Genomic DNA, 16,080 nt, shown 5'->3' with positions numbered 1-16,080 from the left:
TTTAGGACATAGTGAACATAAATATAATGGTTGCATTTTCTCATCGTTTTTTCTTTTTAATGAGTGTTTTAATATTCGCTGATTGTAGTAATCAAAATCATGTTGGGAACAATACTGGCACGAATACTGCAAATAATCTATCTACGGGTACAAATGCAAATACTACGAAATTTGCTGCGGCGAAAGGATGTAAGAATGTTGGGATTTTGCTACCAGAATCGGATTCTTCAGCAAGATATGAGGCTTATGATCGTCCGTTGCTAGAAAAAGAAATCAAGCAAGCAATTCCAAGTGTCACGATTCAATATGCCAATGCAAACAACAATGCGGACACTCAACAAAACCAAGCAGAAGCTGCACTGATGAAGGGTGCTTGTATTCTTGTGGTTGGTCCGCAGAATAGTGATAAAGCTTCGGTGATTGTGCAACGAGCGAAAGCAAGCCAGGTTCCGGTGATTGCCTACGATCGCTTAATCCAAGATCCGGACACTGCCTTCTATGTTTCGTTTAACGGTATTCGTGTAGGCGAACTACAAGGACAATACATTGTTGATCAGTTTCGCAAAGGTGCATTTGGTTTGAAGCCAGGCGCGAATCTTGCAATGCTCAATGGAGCACAAACAGATAATAATTCTTTGCAGTTCCGAGAAGGTGCGTTGAAAGCATTGCAGCCGTTGATTGATAGCAAGGAGATCAATCTAGTTTTTGATCAATATACACCGAACTGGGATAGTGCGCGGGCACAATCGAGTATGGAAGGAATTCTAACCCAGCAGAAGAATAATGTTCAGATTGCTTATGTTGCAAATGACGGGATGGCGAATACGGTGATTGCGGCATTAAGAGCGCAGAATTTAGATGGCAGGGTATTGGTGACTGGACAAGATGCAACAGTGACAGGAATTCAGAACATCTTAACGGGCGATCAGGCGATGACGGTTTATAAGCCGATCGCAAAGCAGGCGCAAGTGACGGCACAGTTAGTAGCGGCGTTAAGCAATGGAACTGATCCGGGAGCGTTAGTGAATGGGCAGACGGCGTTGGAGTCAGGAGGACAGTTGGTATCGGTGTTGTTAGATCCAATCGCGGTGGATAAATCGAATGTTCAGCAAACGGTGATTGTGGATGGATATTTGACGAGGGAGCAAATTTGTAATGGATTGAATGGTGACACGACAGATTCCTGTCGCAATGTTGCTAGTGCAAAGCAGTAGACTTAATTGGAAATAAGACGAAGCTGAACAGGAAAACAGTTTCTCTAACCAATTGGGGTTAGGCAACTGCTCGGTGACGCTGGACGAGTCGGAAGTTGTGTAAGCCACAGACAGTTCAGTTAAAGTTTAAGCGCTACTGAGGATGCGAAAAGTAAACTACTCCCGCCCACTACGCAAAGACGGGAGCTTTTAATAGCCCTCCAGCAGCCTCATTCAAAGAACAAGACAACCAGGAACCTTTAACGGACGAGTTAATACCAATTCTCCAAGTTTAGGCTACAGATAATAAAATGAAATCAGCGAGTTCAAACATCAGTGATGGCAGGGGTATACAAACTAGAGATCAAAGAGAGTGAGGCAGAACTGAAGCAGTTGTTAGGAGCACAAACAACGGCAGTAGGAAAGGAGAGGGTGCAATTACTTTACCTGCTCAAAACTGGGCAAGCAGCGACGGTACAAAGGGCAGCCCAATTGTTAGGTCGCCACCGAGTCACAGTGCAAGAGTAGTTAAGCCGCTATCGCTGTGGAGGTATTGAGTCGATGTTAAAAACTAAGGTACCACCGGGTAGGGCAAGAAAAATTCCAACTTGGGCAGAGCAGGCATTAGCTAAACGGTTGCAAGAACCACAAGGATTCGAGAGCTATGGGGCGATTCAACAGTGGTTAAACACCAACTTAGGGATTACTGCACCCTACAAAACAGTCCATAAGAAGCGTGCATTATCACCTGGCATCGTCGCCAAAAGTGCCGCGCCCGGTTAGCGTGGAACACTCACAACAGCAGCTATCAGCTTTTAAAAAAACTTAGCCCAGAATCTGGCAATGCTGGTCTGGGTAGCTCACTCAGTCTTGAGTTGGAGTGGCAGGGGCAAAATTAGATTTTTCTGTGGTGATGAAACACGTTTAGGACTTAAGACTTTGGGTGGACGTAGAATCACCACTCGCGGCATCAAGCCGATAGGACAAGTGCAGTGGCAGTTTGAGGCAACCTACTTCTATGGTGTTGTTGAACCACAAACGGGTGAATCCTTCTTCTATGAGTTTACGCACCTCAACACCGACTGTTTTCAAGTGTTCTTGAATCTTGTTTCACAGCAATTTACAGATGATGTATTGATTATTCAATTTGATAATGGAGCTTTTCATAAAGCCAAGCGTTTACAAGTTCCACACAACATAATCTTGATGTTTCAACCACCCCATTGTCCTGAATCAAACCCGATTGAACAGGTTTGGCAATATCTTAAGCGCCAGATGCGTTGGACGTTACCCAACAACTTGGAGCAGTTGCGCCAACTGTTGAAAGAGCAGCTAGAAAAACTGACAACAGAAATGATTGCTTCTATCACTAGTAGGCAATCAATCCTAGCCGCCTTATCTGTAGCTGGGCTTTAGAGAATTGGTATTAGAAAATGCGCTGACTGCATTTGACCGAGCGTGCGATCGCTGGCGTAAACTGCATAGCGATGCTGTTATCCAATTAGAAAAAGCCCGCGAAACGATTGACCGTTATGCTCAGGAGTTACGCAGTTGAGAAAAAAGAGTGGGTGCGGTAAAACGAAAATATGAACCCACCAAAGGTAAACGAGTACGACTACATCAACTTTCTGATTGCGACACAGAAAGCATACAGTGGCACAGAAGCAGAGCGAGTTCAACCAGAGTCGGCAAATCCACCTGCCCACGATGCAATCACTCGCTTGCTGCATCGAATGGAGCCGTCAGCAGAGGCATTGTGGTTAGAAGCACACAAGCACGTCAGCTTGAAAACGGGGATTTTGGTCGTTGATGATTCTACGCTCGACAAGTTCTATGCCAAGAAAATGGAATTAGTGACTCGACATTGGTCTGGGAAGCATGGAAGGGTGGTACAAGGGATCAACCTAATAACGCTGCTGTGGACTGAAGGAGACCGTCACATTCCCCTAGATTATCGGTTTTACGAGAAGTCGGTAGATGGAGCTACAAAAAACGAGCATTTTCGCTCGATGCTGAAAACTGCCAGGGAACGTAGCTTTACCCCTGCTGGTGTTGTGTTTGATAGCTGGTACAGCAGCCTAGAAAATCTGAAGTTGATTCGCAGCTACAGTTGGATTTGGCTAACTCGGCTCAAACGCAATCGTCACATCAATCCTGACAACAAGGGCAATCGTCCCGTCTGTGATGTAGACATCTCTGCCGCAGGCACTGTAGTGCATCTCAAGGGCTATGGGTTTATCAAAGTATTCAAGATTGTCACCCCAAACGGTGACATTGACTACTGGGCAACCAACGACCTTAGGCTGGGAGAGTTACAGCGATTACAGTGCGCTGAGTTTGCCTGGGCGATTGAGGAATATCACCGGGGACTTAAGCAGTGCTGTGGTGCTGAACGGGCACAGGTACGTTCTTCAAGAGCGCAGCGCAACCACGTAGGTCTTGCAATTCGCGCCTTTTTACGCCTCGAACTCCACTGGTTTTCAACGGGTATCAGTTGGTTTGATGCGAAACTCAGCATTGTGCGAGAAGCAATTCGAGCTTATCTAACTACCCCTCGCTATTCTCTTAACCCAACTGCGTAACTCCTGATGCTAAAGGCTACGTAACTCAGGAAGAATACGACATTGCCAAAGCTCAGGAAAAAGAAGCATTACGGCAAAGAAGCTTATTAGTGGGATTGAATGAAGGTAAAAGTAATAGCGAGTTTGAATTTTATCCCTACCGCTACTTTGCTGCCGAAGGATTTCTGCCAGGATTTAATTTTCCTCGCCTACCAGTGAGAGCGTACATTCCCACAGAGGATGGCGGCGAATTTATCTCCCGCCCCCGCACTGTTGCTTTACGAGAATTTGCACCTAGCAATATTGTTTACTACGAGGGTAGTAAATTCATGGTGGCAAAGACCAAAGTTCCCGTTAGCGGTATTGACAGCCAGTACAAAAGGGTAAGCGTCTGCTTTAACTGTGGTTATTTCCACGAAGGCAATTTTCGCGATACCTGTGAAAATTGTGATGCAGCAATTAAAAACGATCGCTACGAGAATATTGCCAAACTGACTCGCGTGCTGCCAATGGAAACTGCGATCGCCCGCCGACGAGAACGCATTACCTGCGACGAAGAAGAACGGCTCAAGTACGGTTACAACGTTACCACTCACTTCCGCTACGATAGCCAAAAACAAGAATCAGCAACCGTCCAGAGCGTTGAAGGTACGCCACTGTTACGCTTAACCTATGGAGCCACAGCGAAAATCTGGCGGATTAATCGCGGACTAAAGAAGAATATCGACGAGCGAGGCTTTAAACTCGATACCAAAACAGGTTTTTGGGGCGATCCCAGAAACGAACAAGCTACTGAGAGCTTGCATACAGAAGTCAATTTAATGGTGAACGATACCTGTAATATTCTAGTTATCGAGCCTTTAAGCGTTCCGGTTGAGAACAGTGAAGCTTTTATTGCTACACTGCAATATACTTTGGAAACAGCCATCCAAGCAGTATACAAATTAGAAGCCGACGAACTCGACTCTGAGCGACTAGGGGAAGGTAAGTATTTGCTGTTCTGGGAAGCAGCCGAAGGAGGAGCGGGAGTTCTTTCGCAGCTGTTGGAAAAACCAGAGGCATTTCAAAAAATCGCCAATGCTGCTCTAGATATTTGCCATTTCAACCAACCGAAAGAAAGCTGCGTTCAGGCTTGCTATGAATGTTTGCTATCCTACCGCAATCAGTTCGACCATGCATTAATCAATCGCCATTACATCAAACCTTTACTCGACCAACTGCTAGCAAGTAAGGTTGTTGGCAATTTTGAAGGAATGTCCCGCGAGGAGCGATATCAGCAATTACTACAACAAACAGATCCTAATTCTAATTTCGAGCGAGTAGTTTTACAGGAGATTTATCAACGGGGATATAAGCTACCGGACGCTGCACAAGAATTGATTCCCTTAGCCAACTGCAAGCCAGATTTTATTTATAAAACCAATGCCGCGATCGCTATTTTCTGTGATGGTTCAGTTCATGATAGTCCTGATAAGCGCAGACAAGACCAAATCGAACGAGATAATCTCAGGTATAACACTGGTTATACTGTTCTAACATTGCGGCATGATCAAGATTGGGAGGCAAAGTTGAGTATTTTAGCGAGTTTGTGAGTGAAGTTGGAGTACAAAAATGGGGCTGGAGGTTGCAAGCTAAACGCTTAGTTTTACAAACGTTAGAAGAGATCGAGCAGCGTACTCGCAACCCTGACAAAACTTAGTTTTCTGGCTCACTGTTGATCTCAATATTCAGAGTTTGTTCGTCAATTACAAGGAAAAGCACATTAGGTTGACAGCAAACCTGACAGTCTTCAACGTAAGACTGCTGTATTCCTGCGCTGAAGTCAACAAAGGTCAAATTAATTTCACCACAGTATGCACAAGTGTATTCAGCAGTGTTTTGCATTAGAAAATAACATTAAAGTCAGAGTAGATTTATTGTTGCAAAATTGAGAAGAGATGTATCAATACTAACAATCTAGTTTTAATCCACTTGGTTACTTAGCAAATACAGACTCTACTATTGAGGACACAATCTTTATTCTGCATGATTAAAGCAAAGGAAATATAAATAAGTTCCTATCCTCTAGCTACCACGCCCTTGATAGTTGCATCTAATATGTCTAAATCTGCTGCTGGGTAAGCGTAAACTTGAGTTCTTCGATACAACTGTCTTGTCTACTCGGTAACTTTTTGTGATATTTTGGGGCAAGGAAGGGTTAGGAAATGTCAAACAGCCCTTGGCTGCAATCTCTGTCTGAGTCTTGAATCTCACGTACTTCTAGTCGTGGGAGTAGGTTAAAAAATCTGGAAGAAGCCGTCAGCTTTTACAGATGGTAAAAACTTGCGCGTTTCTGGTAGTAATTTTTCTAAGAACAAAACTAAACACCACTGCTCTAAGTTATCGAGAAAGGCAATTGAAGGAACAACGATCGCTTGAGTTGATGTCGTATTGCGAATAAAATTTGCAGTTGAACGAGCGATTGTTTTGTCCTTAAAACAGTCTGGTGCATTCTCTAAAGAAAGCGCACTCCAAACGTCTGGATTTGTTAAATCAAGAACGCATTCCAACTCGACCCGAAACCGAAATACCTGACGGCGATAAGTTTGATTTGCCAAACCTTGAGTCCGGTCAACCTTAAAATGACGTGCATATTCAGCCAAAGCAACGTCTTTTTCTTTCGCTAGATACAGTGTTGGTTCTCCAGCAACGTTCCAGCGATTTTCATTGCTCCGACCGCAATATCTAAAATCGTATATATCATAAGTCTTGCCTGGGTTATCAGGTATGTGCCGGACAGCATATCCACTCCACGGCGATATATAAGTTTGAAGGGGCATAATCTAAAAGCCCGTTCCCTCAAAGTCAGCAGCCAAAGCACTAATGATGGTTTCGTATTCGCCTAGTTGCAAGAGTTCTAAAGCGCAGCGTCCGTTAAATATTGGTAGGGGCGTATTGAGGAATTCTTTCAGCCCTTCTGGGGTGTAAATCATTAGTCCTAACTCTTTAATTTCTTTGAGTTTGGCTAACCTTGATAGCGTGTCTTGGTCAGTAGGTCGTCGCTCCCCTTTTTCCCAGCGAGTTACTGTTTTGGTACTAACTTTCAAGAGGTTACTCATGCGCTCTTGAGAAATAGCTAGCCCTTGACGAATATCGAGTGGGTTTAGCCGTTGGTCGTAGTTAATAGTTGTTGTCATCTTTCGGCTACCTTTAATAGTTTCCTTACTTATATAGTAGCTATTGTCTAGACTTTTGTCTAGACAATAGTAAGGGCGTTGCAATGCGAGAAGACTTTCAGGTGTGAGCCAGGCAAAACTAAACAAGATGGTGGTTACGTTCACTCAATCAGTAATGAATGCAACATAGTTTAAAGGGTATGATACTAGTATCATTTAATACTATACGTAGACAGTGGTAAGTAGTTTTGAAGATATCACTGCATCAAAACTTTTAGGAGGAAGATGCACATTGCGCCAACGCGCCTTGCTTCCCAGCATTTCTGGTATCTATTTTGTCACTGACGAACGTAACTACTTACTTTATGTTGGTAAAGCGACAAACTTACAAAGCCGTTGGGCGGGAAGCGGACACCATCGCTACAAGCAGCTTGTTAGGAAGGGATTAGATAAGATTACCATAAGTTATGTTTTGGCTCCTGTTGCACAACTCGATGATTTAGAACGCCAATATATCGCAGCACTCAAGCCGTTACTCAACAATGGCAGGGTTAAGAAGTATCTGCCGAAAAAAAGCCCTCGCTTAAGTGAACTGCAACGCCTGCTCAAGTTAGCTAATGCTCCACTTTTCCCCTCCTGTAAGTTCACAACTGACCGACAAGGAAACACCATACCTAGACCAACGTGGAATTTATTTCGCGGCTTTGTTGCGGGTATTTATACGGTTAACAACCATCGTTACATCGTTATAGTTTGTCAACAAAACATGGGGGAGATCTTATATAACAGTTCTACTCACAAAACCAAAAGGCGTTTTATATTGACAACGAAGAAGTTTGGAAAATTCCTGGTGCAGCGCGTTATACTTGGCTGCACGAACCGATATGGAAATTTGATGCTAGACAAGTAAGTTTTTGAATTCGTAGAGTTTTTTACTTCAGGAAATTACTTATTTGAGCAACTTTACCCTCACCTGATAGAGTGCCAAGTTGCTAGTGTAAGCATGAGGAAGCTGTCTAACATCGATTGCATAAGGGCGATCGTGCAAACCTTACCTGCGGATGAGAATCAGTGCAAGCATCGTTTTTGGGTTGCGCTCGTAGCGCTTGATTTCATAATTTAGTTCGAGTTCTTCTAGCAACCAGAGTATGCGTTGGGAGCGGAAGTTGTTTAAGTGGTGAACGAGAAGCATAATGTTCTTTTTTGGCGCTCTATTGGGCACAGCATGATAAAAAGTTCATGTGTCTTGCATCATTAAATGGTATTGAATGCAGATTCAGAAGTTATCAATCTAGTGCTACTACAGAATTTGTAGCTGTCATGACAACTTTCTACAAGCAGTTTTGTCAACATCTTTAAGCAACGTTGGTTGGCAAGCTTTTAGCTTTCAGCGTAGGTGTCAGGAGGAAGACATTGCTTCAAAATATAGTGCAGATCATAGTATTGTTCGTAACTCAAGTTATCACACTTGCGATGTTTGGTTCGAGTGCACAGGCAAACTCCTTTCGGGTAGAAGAAGCATCAATCGCTGATATTCACGCAGCAATGAAATCAGGATTAACTTGCCGTGAATTGATGTCTTCATATATTGAGCGCATACAAGCCTACGATAAAAAAGGACCCGCAGTAAATTCAATTATTACGCTCAATCCTCAAGCATTGGCGTTAGCAGATAGTAAGGACGCTTTATTTAAAAAATCAGGGTTGAGTGACCCTTTACACTGCATTCCAGTTATTTTGAAAGATAACGTCGATACCAAAGATTTGCCAACAACCGCTGCATCAATGACTTTAGAAGGGTCGATTCCTCCTAGCGATGCGGTAATTACAAGTAAGTTAGAAGCCGCAGGAGCAATTGTGATTGCTAAAGCAAATCTACACGAATTTGCTGCTTGGGGAGAAACGATTAGTTCGCTCGGCGGACAGACTCGCAATCCTTACGACCTGTCAAGAACGCCAGGCGGTTCGAGTGGTGGTACAGGAGCGGCGATCGCAGCTAATTTCGGTGCAGTCGGCATCGGAACTGATACGGTTAACTCGATTCGCTCGCCAGCATCTGCAAATAGTTTAGTGGGGCTTAAACCAACAATGGGTCTTGTCAGTCGCAGCGGCATAATTCCGTATTCTTTAACACAAGATATGGCAGGACCAATCACGCGCACAGTGACTGATGCTGCTAAAGTACTAAACGCGATCGCTGGTTATGATCCTGACGATCCGGTGACAGCTTGGAGTGTAGGTCGCATTCCTCAGAGTTATACTAGTTTTTTGCAACCTAACGGTTTAAAGGGCGCGAGAATTGGCGTCCTACAAAACTTATTCGGTTCAGAGCCAGAACACGCAGTAGTTAATGAAATTATCAATACAGCGATCGCGCAGATGAGGCAGCAAGGAGCAATTATTGTTCCTGTAAATATTGCTGGCTTAGATGCTGACCAACTTGTTTCTGATGTTAGCGTTCATCTCTACGAACTTAAACCACATTTACAAAGTTACCTGCAAAGTCTTGGTTCGGCTGCACCTGTCAAAACTTTTGATGAAATTGTTGCATCAGGAAAAACGCATCCCTCGTTAAAAGATATTTTGCAAAAGGCTCAATCTTTAAGTACAAACGACCCTGAATATAAGACTCGTCTTCTCCAGCGATTAGAACTGCAACAAACGATTGTTAAGGCGATGGCAGACTATCAACTCGATGCCTTTGTTTATCCCCATCAAAAACAACTTGTTGTTCCTATTGGCGAATCTCAAATTGGTAGAAATGGTGTTTTAGGGGCAATTACAGGCTTTCCTGCAATTACTGTACCTGCTGGATTTTCACCCCAAAGTAAATCAGCACCGATTGGCGTTCCAGTAGGTATCGAATTCTTAGGTAGACCTTGGAGCGAACCAATACTACTTAGACTTGCGTATTCTTTTGAGCAAGCTACTACACATCGTCGTTCTCCTGTTAGTACGCCTCCATTTGCCCGCACTCCTTGAGTACTTCTAACTACTAATGCTCAGGTAAGAAACTGCAATTAAAAGTTTGGCTTAAGTAGCTGTTGTGTCCGCGTTTCTAGCTCTTCTATGTCGATTAGATCGAGTTCGCATACTAGGCGTTCTAAAGCGAGAAGCCAGCGTTGATAATAATCCCAATTCGGATCGTCTTGGCAATGATTTGCTTCCCATTCAGCAATTGAAACGATTAATTCTTGACGAAAATCCTCCCACTCGTAATGTCCTTTTTTAGAAAGCGCGATCGCAACGCCAAATGCTCGACTTTCCCAATCTATTTGAAATAATAGCTCTCCGTTGCTGCGAGGCGGTGCATCTTGATGCCCTAACATACTTGCAGTCACAAATTGCTCAAACTTAATCTGCATTTGGCACTCCTAAAGATTGTTCTAAATACTTGTAGAAACTTGAACTTTAGCTGCTCCTTGCATTGCTTCTGGAGTAACTACAGCAGCGAGTTGTTCTTCTGTCCATCCTTCTGTACTTGCAGGGCGTTCTGGTATGACAAACCAGCGAATTTGGGCACTTGTATCCCATACTCTTACTTCAGTCGTTTCAGGAATATCTAGCCCAAACTCTTTTAATACTTTTCTTGGTTCTCTAATTGCTCTTGCGCGAAATGTTGGATCTTTGAACCAGTAAGGAGGTAAACCTAGAACTGGCCACGGATAGCATGAACACAGAGTACATACAATTAAGTTGTGTACGTCTGGAGTATTTTCGACTGCCTTCATATGCTCTCCCTCAGCACCTGCCATGCCGCGCGGCAAATTCATTTGAGCGATCGCTGAAGGTGTATCTTCTAACAAGCGTTGTTTGAAATCAGGATCTACCCATGCTTTGGCAACAATCTTAGCACCGTTAAACGGTCCCATATCCTTCTCAAAGAAGTCGATCACTTGATCAACAGTTTCACTTGTAATAATTCCTTTTTCAATCAGCAGAGACTCTAAAGCTTTAATGCGGGCTGCATTATAGGCTTCTCTGCTACTTTCATTCATGACCTTAAGCTCCTTAAAAATCAATGCCTTCAGATAGGGTTTTCGATATATGCTTCGTAGATATCTGCGTAAATCCAGGTTTTTGGCTCTGTCAAGTTACCCCAAATCTCATGGGAATCAAACTTGATGCTGTAAATGGGCATTGGATCTCCCACGCCATCCCCTGTTTGTAATGGATAGTTGTAAACGCCTTCGTAAACTACATCGACAACTCCCTTCTTATTTCGCAAGTATCCTGGTAATTTACAGTGTTCTGTTGGTAGCGGATTCTTAATAGTTACAATATTGCCTACACTGAACTTAGGTTTGATATCTGCCTTGCACTTGGGCGAATCTCCTACACGCAAATACTCGATTACTTGCGCGTCAATTTCAGGCTTGCTGTTATGAGGTAGAGAAGTATTGGATTTTTCCAAGAATATTTCAGTTTTTGCATCCAATTCTGTTGTAGAAACGTATCCTGATTCAATAAAGAAACTGGAGATACCACCGAGCCATTTCTCATAGTAACGGTACTTAAAGTAATCGAAAGGGTTCATTCCCTCTGCAAGCTTGCGCAGATTCGCCCACGTCCAGACACTTTTGAACTTAGTAGGTGTCACCTTCGCAGTTTCTAAGTGTTGGCTAAGAGCCATCATTGCTACATGAATACCAAAGATTCGCCTTTCCCAAGGCTGAACAAAAACTCGCTTCTCGAAGTTAATGCGTCCTAGTCCCTCAAGCCCACCAAGATAATGCTGAAGTTTCATTCGGTTGTTTGAGTAAGAGTAGCGTATCTAATTAAGTTATGTGCGCTTAAACCGTAACAAAGCTACTAGTAGTATTTTGTAATAAAGATTACATTTGTGACAGCCAAAGAGTGACAAATATTTAAATTAAGCAGTTGCGGAACTCTTGTTTTAGCTGATTTTCATCCAAACTGCGACCGATAAAGATCAATTCGTTCCTGCGGCTCTCGCCTGGTTTCCAAGGGCGACCAGGTCTGCCATCTAGTAGCATATGAATACCTTGAAATACAAAACGCCGATCTTCTGCATCGACATTGAGGACTCCTTTGAGTCGAAAAATATTTTGACCTTGAGTTTGCGTTAATTGATTTAACCAGTTTGTTAACTTATCGCTGTTAACCGTTCCCATTTCTGCAATCGCAACTGAATAAATAGACCGATCGTGCTCGTGGGTAGCTTCATCCAAAAAGTTAGGATCAATTGATAAAGTATTCTTTAAGTCAAAGGCTTCAATTCCTAAAACACAATCAATATTCAAATCACAGTTTTGGGTATAATAAAACTTAGCAAATGCATTGATTTTCCGCAGTCGCTTCTCTAATTCTACTAACTGTGTTTTTGAGATTAGGTCAATTTTATTAATTAGAACTACATCGGCAAAGGCAATTTGTTCTTGAGCTTCGCAACTGTCCCAATGATACCAAATATGTTTAGCATCAATGACTGTAATAACTGCATCAAGCTCAGTATGCGATCGCATAATTTCATCTACAAAAAATGATTGAATAACAGGTGCAGGATCGGCAAGTCCTGTTGTTTCAATGACTAAACAGTCAAATTTGTCTCGTCTTTGCATTAAGCTGTTAACGATCCGAATAAGATCGCCACGTACTGTACAGCAAATGCAGCCATTATTCATTTCTAGAATTTCTTCATTAGTATCGATAACTAACTGAGCGTCGATTCCTACTTTACCAAATTCATTAACAATTACAGCTACTTTTTTCCCGTGTTTATGAGTTAGTATGCGGTTCAAAAGAGTAGTTTTTCCAGCACCTAAATAACCTGTAATAACGGTTACAGGTACAGGTTTTGCTTTTATATAAGCCATGATACTAAATTGTTACTTTTTTAATCAATGAACTTTTGTAATTGCGAACTTTTTTCTTTTTGTTTGAACTTAGAGTCAAAATTTTATAAAAATAAATAACTTGAATAGAGATTCAAACAAAGTTTTTTCATTATATTAGTTATTAGAAGCAAAGAATAAATGCTGTATTAAGCTATACAGTATTTTTAGAAACTAAGTAATTCTTTCCGAATACAAACAGCACCTTATACAACATCTTTGACCGGAGAAGCTAACGAGATTAGGTTAGGAATCGTTAAAGAAGGTTTTGGCATTTCAGGATTATCAGAAGCTGACGTCGATGAAATTGTCATGGCAGCTGCTTACCGCTTAGAAAAGGTAGGTTGCAAGGTTAGTCAGGTTTCGATTCCATGCACCGCGATGGTTTGCATATTTGGACTCCTATTGCTACCGAAGGAGCAACAATGCTCGTGGTTAAGGGCAACAGCATGGGAACTAATTAGATCTGTGCTTCCGCTCAATATTTTTAGTGATTAAATGACCACATCATTAAAATGTGAGTTATGCGATCGCATATGACGTGCGCTTTTGTCATGCTGCGCGTTTCTTTCTCACAAAGATTGAAGGGTGTAGAGCCTTAATGCTTAAAACTTTATCGATAAAAGGCGATCGCTTCTTTACTTGCTAGATAGTGAGAAGCTTTGTCTCTGAACTCGCGTATACCTATGCTCTTGATCGCAATTCCTCAAGAATGGTCACTATGTGGTGACATTCTATCGCGAATTAGTACCAGACGCGGTAGCGCTCTGGATGTAATAAGCGTTTTAGCGTTTTGTTGATGCAACTATCGCATCAATTCATCAAGCAATTGCATCGGGTTCGCTAACTTGCACTCAAGTTGTCAACTATTATCTTGGTCGCATAAATGCCTTAGATCCAAAAGTTAATGCGCTTTTATATATTAATCCCAATGCAACTAAAGTAGCGGCTCAACTCGATCGACAGTATGCAAAATCTGGTACAGCTGGTTCGTTACACTGCATTCCAGTAATTGCTAAAGACAACTACGACACTGCTGATATGCCAACGACGGCTGGATATGTCGGTTTAAAAGGCTCTATTTCTCCTAATGATGCATTTACGATTAAGCGACTGCGGGATGCAGGTGCAGTCATCCTAGCCAAGTCCAACTTAACTGAATTTGCTCGTGGTGGAACAACAATCAGTTCTCTAGGCGGGCAAACATTAAATCCTTACGATCTGACGCGGACTCCTGGTGGTTCGACAGGAGGAGGAGGGGCGGCGATAACTTCGTTAAGCTTCGCTAACGCATTAAACTTTGGCATATTAGCAACGGCAAGCGATACTGGTCAATCGACACGTTCTCCAGCGTCTGCAAACAATTTGGTAGGAATTCGTTCTACTTATGGGTTAGTGAGTCGCAGTGGAATTGTGCCAGTTAGCTTCACCCAAGATAATACAGGACAAATTGCGCGTACCGTCAGAGATGCTGCGATTATGCTCGACGTAATGGCAGGCTACGATCCAGCAGATCCAACTACAGCGTTTGGCATGGGACGAAAACCTGCTAGCTATGCGTCGGAACTTAATCCTAATAGTTTACAAGGTGCTCGGATTGGCGTTTTGCAAGATTTCTTTGGTACAGAAGCTATTCATACTGAAGTCAACACAGTAACGATGGCAGCTGCTAAAAAAATGCAAGAACTCGGTGCTGAAGTTATTCCAATTACGATTCCTGATTTCGCAACACTTACAGCAGATTTACAAGTAGGCGATATGGAGTTTAAAACAGCGCTTGACAAGTACCTCAAAAGTCGAGGTCCTAATGTCCTTGTCAAGTCGTTTGATGAAATCATGAAACGGGGTGGCTTTCACCCAGCTATTGCAGAAAGTATGCAGACTTCAAGTAAATTTGGGGATTCGAAAACTAATCAAGACTACCGCGATCGCCTGCTGCGCCGAGCAGATTTGCGCCAAGCTGTGATAAAAGTTATGGCGGATAATAGTTTAGATGCAATACTCTACCCGCACCAGAAGCGGCTGGTAGTTCCTGTTGGGAAAGATCAGGTCGAACGTAACGGTGTTCTCTCGAATAGTACTGGTTTTCCAGCAGTAACATTTCCAGGTGGATTTTCTCAGCCTACTAAATCTGCACCAATTGGAGTTCCTATTGGGATTGAACTATTAGGTTTAGAATGGTCAGAAGCCAAGCTGCTTAACTATGCTTATGCATTTGAGCAAGCAACGCAGTATCGCCGTCCCCCTCAACTCAAGGCTGACTAGGTAAGGACAATTTTAAAAACCAAAACTGAACAGTACGGCGATCGCACAACAAAAGCGATTGCTTATGGCTCATTATGTTTTATAAACCTGAAACTCATCATACGACAATTAGCTGCGTTATCTTTCCTTTGGGAATTAACTCTCTTAGAGTTCGTTATTGATGACTAACTCCATCAGATCGCCCCGAAATCGGGTAACTGTGTACTCAATCGGCTTATCATGTTGATCGACATTGACTGCTTCTATTAATAAAATAGGCTGATTCACTGGTAAATTAAGTAGTCGAGCGTCTTGAGGTTTGACGAGTCGAGCAGAAATGTGGGTGTAAAGACGAATGTGGTCGCAGTCGTAGACTTCACGAACAAGTTTTGAAATTGATTGCGTGTCTTGAAATTGCTCTACAATGTCTGGAAAACGGTGTAGGGGAAAGTAGCTAGAGGAAACACCAATAGGCTGACTGTCTGCTAAGTCGAGCATTTCAATCAGTGCAACAGGCTCTCCTGGTTTCAAATCTAGTTTAGGCGCAACCTTGGAATCGGCAGAAATCGCGATCGCTTGTAATGTTTGATAACCTCCAGTAATGCCCTGCGCTTGTAATGCATCGTTGTAGCGCACTCGCTTACCAATTGGGTAGCGAATGGGGGTTGCAGCAACGAAAATCCCAATTCCTCGATCGGTTCGCAGCAATCCTTCTTGCTTCAGTAATTCAATTGCTCTGCGGAGCGTATGACGATTTACCTTAAACTGAAGGCTTAGTTCAGTTTCACTTGGTAGTTTGTCACCTACTTGATAAACTTGCTGCTGAATATTCTGTTTTAGTTGTTCGGCAATCTGGACATAAAGCGGTAGTGCAGCATGACTCATAAATGAAGTAACTTTGGATTTCAGGTGCTAATTAGTGCTTTTAGTGTGCAAGGATACATTTAGTATAGTCATCTACATATCTAGATAGCTAGTAATACTGGCTACAGCAAGTGACTGCCGAAACGACTCAAACGAACAAATGCGGACTGTGTTATCTATTGTTCTCAGTCTCTGCAATCGCATATGC

18 protein-coding genes and 1 pseudogene are annotated in these 16,080 nt (G+C 42.8%); 10 read left to right on the top strand and 9 right to left on the bottom strand.

Annotated elements, in window-relative coordinates; all coding sequences use genetic code 11:
- Window positions 1–26: 26 nt before the first annotated feature.
- From GLO7428_RS24380 to GLO7428_RS24360, 7 genes are all read left to right on the top strand, one after another.
- The gene (locus GLO7428_RS24380; protein ID WP_015191241.1) at window positions 27–1,214 is read left to right on the top strand and encodes a sugar ABC transporter substrate-binding protein; all 1,188 of its coding nucleotides are present in this window, start codon (window positions 27–29) and stop codon (window positions 1,212–1,214) included.
- Window positions 1,215–1,532: 318 nt separating this feature from the next.
- Window positions 1,533–1,721 (top strand): hypothetical protein, encoded by a 189-nt coding sequence (locus tag GLO7428_RS29245; RefSeq protein WP_231295676.1) that lies wholly within the window; start codon window positions 1,533–1,535, stop codon window positions 1,719–1,721.
- A 33-nt stretch (window positions 1,722–1,754) separates the two neighbouring features.
- Window positions 1,755–1,976 carry a hypothetical protein gene (locus GLO7428_RS29240; protein ID WP_231295675.1) on the top strand — a complete coding sequence of 74 codons (222 nt, stop codon included), beginning with the start codon at window positions 1,755–1,757 and terminating at the stop codon, window positions 1,974–1,976.
- Between the two features lie 60 nt (window positions 1,977–2,036).
- Entirely contained in the window at window positions 2,037–2,609 is a 573-nt protein-coding gene (locus GLO7428_RS29235) for an IS630 family transposase (protein WP_081588123.1), read from the top strand.
- A gap of 4 nt (window positions 2,610–2,613) precedes the next feature.
- Window positions 2,614–2,748: a hypothetical protein gene (locus GLO7428_RS29555; protein WP_255348406.1), complete on the top strand. Its 135-nt coding sequence runs from the start codon at window positions 2,614–2,616 to the stop codon at window positions 2,746–2,748.
- Between the two features lie 31 nt (window positions 2,749–2,779).
- Complete coding sequence (locus GLO7428_RS24365; RefSeq protein ID WP_015191240.1) at window positions 2,780–3,775, top strand: transposase; 996 nt, start codon at window positions 2,780–2,782, stop codon at window positions 3,773–3,775.
- 89 nt (window positions 3,776–3,864) lie between these two features.
- On the top strand, window positions 3,865–5,346 hold the full coding sequence (locus GLO7428_RS24360; protein ID WP_015191239.1) for a DUF1998 domain-containing protein: 1,482 nt from the start codon (window positions 3,865–3,867) through the stop codon (window positions 5,344–5,346).
- A 103-nt stretch (window positions 5,347–5,449) separates the two neighbouring features.
- Here GLO7428_RS24360 and GLO7428_RS24355 read toward each other — a convergent pair whose 3' ends face one another.
- The 3 genes from GLO7428_RS24355 to GLO7428_RS24345 all read right to left on the bottom strand — a co-directional run bounded on the left by GLO7428_RS24355 (window position 5,450) and on the right by GLO7428_RS24345 (window position 6,930).
- A complete protein-coding gene (locus tag GLO7428_RS24355; protein WP_015191238.1) occupies window positions 5,450–5,638 on the bottom strand; it encodes a CPXCG motif-containing cysteine-rich protein in 189 nt (62 codons plus the stop codon).
- A gap of 392 nt (window positions 5,639–6,030) precedes the next feature.
- The gene (locus GLO7428_RS24350; protein WP_015191237.1) at window positions 6,031–6,573 is read right to left on the bottom strand and encodes an RES domain-containing protein; all 543 of its coding nucleotides are present in this window, start codon (window positions 6,571–6,573) and stop codon (window positions 6,031–6,033) included.
- 3 nt (window positions 6,574–6,576) lie between these two features.
- Window positions 6,577–6,930, bottom strand: a complete 354-nt coding sequence (locus tag GLO7428_RS24345) for a helix-turn-helix transcriptional regulator (protein WP_015191236.1) — start codon at window positions 6,928–6,930, stop codon at window positions 6,577–6,579.
- Window positions 6,931–7,144: 214 nt separating this feature from the next.
- On the opposite strand from GLO7428_RS24345, the gene GLO7428_RS24340 reads away from it, so the two are divergent.
- Window positions 7,145–7,819 carry a GIY-YIG nuclease family protein gene (locus GLO7428_RS24340; protein WP_015191235.1) on the top strand — a complete coding sequence of 225 codons (675 nt, stop codon included), beginning with the start codon at window positions 7,145–7,147 and terminating at the stop codon, window positions 7,817–7,819.
- Window positions 7,820–7,981: 162 nt separating this feature from the next.
- Here GLO7428_RS24340 and GLO7428_RS27065 read toward each other — a convergent pair.
- Window positions 7,982–8,101 (bottom strand): annotated as a pseudogene (locus tag GLO7428_RS27065) (glutathione S-transferase); the annotation flags it as partial.
- 281 nt (window positions 8,102–8,382) lie between these two features.
- Between GLO7428_RS27065 and GLO7428_RS24335 the strand changes: the two are divergent.
- Window positions 8,383–9,891: an amidase family protein gene (locus GLO7428_RS24335; RefSeq protein ID WP_015191234.1), complete on the top strand. Its 1,509-nt coding sequence runs from the start codon at window positions 8,383–8,385 to the stop codon at window positions 9,889–9,891.
- Window positions 9,892–9,929: 38 nt separating this feature from the next.
- Here GLO7428_RS24335 and GLO7428_RS24330 read toward each other — a convergent pair whose 3' ends face one another.
- From GLO7428_RS24330 to GLO7428_RS24315, 4 genes are all read right to left on the bottom strand, one after another.
- Entirely contained in the window at window positions 9,930–10,274 is a 345-nt protein-coding gene (locus GLO7428_RS24330; RefSeq protein ID WP_015191233.1) for a nitrile hydratase accessory protein, read from the bottom strand.
- 21 nt (window positions 10,275–10,295) lie between these two features.
- On the bottom strand, window positions 10,296–10,907 hold the full coding sequence (gene nthA / locus GLO7428_RS24325; RefSeq protein ID WP_015191232.1) for a nitrile hydratase subunit alpha: 612 nt from the start codon (window positions 10,905–10,907) through the stop codon (window positions 10,296–10,298).
- Window positions 10,908–10,936: 29 nt separating this feature from the next.
- On the bottom strand, window positions 10,937–11,656 hold the full coding sequence (gene nthB / locus GLO7428_RS24320; protein ID WP_015191231.1) for a nitrile hydratase subunit beta: 720 nt from the start codon (window positions 11,654–11,656) through the stop codon (window positions 10,937–10,939).
- Between the two features lie 121 nt (window positions 11,657–11,777).
- Complete coding sequence (locus tag GLO7428_RS24315; protein WP_015191230.1) at window positions 11,778–12,746, bottom strand: GTP-binding protein; 969 nt, start codon at window positions 12,744–12,746, stop codon at window positions 11,778–11,780.
- Between the two features lie 825 nt (window positions 12,747–13,571).
- Here GLO7428_RS24315 and GLO7428_RS24305 point away from each other — a divergent pair.
- Complete coding sequence (locus tag GLO7428_RS24305) at window positions 13,572–15,029, top strand: amidase (RefSeq protein ID WP_041919527.1); 1,458 nt, start codon at window positions 13,572–13,574, stop codon at window positions 15,027–15,029.
- A 144-nt stretch (window positions 15,030–15,173) separates the two neighbouring features.
- On the opposite strand, the gene phnF is transcribed toward GLO7428_RS24305, so the two are convergent.
- The gene (phnF, locus tag GLO7428_RS24300; protein ID WP_015191229.1) at window positions 15,174–15,893 is read right to left on the bottom strand and encodes a phosphonate metabolism transcriptional regulator PhnF; all 720 of its coding nucleotides are present in this window, start codon (window positions 15,891–15,893) and stop codon (window positions 15,174–15,176) included.
- Window positions 15,894–16,080 lie beyond the last annotated feature (187 nt).

Origin of the sequence: Gloeocapsa sp. PCC 7428 (assembly GCF_000317555.1) — a bacterium.
GTDB lineage: Bacteria > Cyanobacteriota > Cyanobacteriia > Cyanobacteriales > Chroococcidiopsidaceae > Chroogloeocystis.
Note: the sequence above shows the minus strand (reverse complement) of the source record. Positions and strands in the feature narration are given on the sequence as shown.

What these genes read in the sequence shown, in the direction of transcription:
- GLO7428_RS24330 (WP_015191233.1), bottom strand. Translation starts at nt 10,274, where the DNA reads ATGCAGATTAAGTTTGAGCAATTTGTGACTGCAAGTATGTTAGGGCAT.
- GLO7428_RS29235 (WP_081588123.1), top strand. Translation starts at nt 2,037, where the DNA reads ATGCTGGTCTGGGTAGCTCACTCAGTCTTGAGTTGGAGTGGCAGGGGC.
- GLO7428_RS24315 (WP_015191230.1), bottom strand. Translation starts at nt 12,746, where the DNA reads ATGGCTTATATAAAAGCAAAACCTGTACCTGTAACCGTTATTACAGGT.
- GLO7428_RS24380 (WP_015191241.1), top strand. Translation starts at nt 27, where the DNA reads ATGGTTGCATTTTCTCATCGTTTTTTCTTTTTAATGAGTGTTTTAATA.
- nthB (WP_015191231.1), bottom strand. Translation starts at nt 11,656, where the DNA reads ATGAAACTTCAGCATTATCTTGGTGGGCTTGAGGGACTAGGACGCATT.
- GLO7428_RS24365 (WP_015191240.1), top strand. Translation starts at nt 2,780, where the DNA reads ATGAACCCACCAAAGGTAAACGAGTACGACTACATCAACTTTCTGATT.
- phnF (WP_015191229.1), bottom strand. Translation starts at nt 15,893, where the DNA reads ATGAGTCATGCTGCACTACCGCTTTATGTCCAGATTGCCGAACAACTA.
- GLO7428_RS24355 (WP_015191238.1), bottom strand. Translation starts at nt 5,638, where the DNA reads ATGCAAAACACTGCTGAATACACTTGTGCATACTGTGGTGAAATTAAT.
- GLO7428_RS29245 (WP_231295676.1), top strand. Translation starts at nt 1,533, where the DNA reads ATGGCAGGGGTATACAAACTAGAGATCAAAGAGAGTGAGGCAGAACTG.
- nthA (WP_015191232.1), bottom strand. Translation starts at nt 10,907, where the DNA reads ATGAATGAAAGTAGCAGAGAAGCCTATAATGCAGCCCGCATTAAAGCT.
- GLO7428_RS24335 (WP_015191234.1), top strand. Translation starts at nt 8,383, where the DNA reads ATGTTTGGTTCGAGTGCACAGGCAAACTCCTTTCGGGTAGAAGAAGCA.
- GLO7428_RS29240 (WP_231295675.1), top strand. Translation starts at nt 1,755, where the DNA reads ATGTTAAAAACTAAGGTACCACCGGGTAGGGCAAGAAAAATTCCAACT.
- GLO7428_RS24350 (WP_015191237.1), bottom strand. Translation starts at nt 6,573, where the DNA reads ATGCCCCTTCAAACTTATATATCGCCGTGGAGTGGATATGCTGTCCGG.
- GLO7428_RS24345 (WP_015191236.1), bottom strand. Translation starts at nt 6,930, where the DNA reads ATGACAACAACTATTAACTACGACCAACGGCTAAACCCACTCGATATT.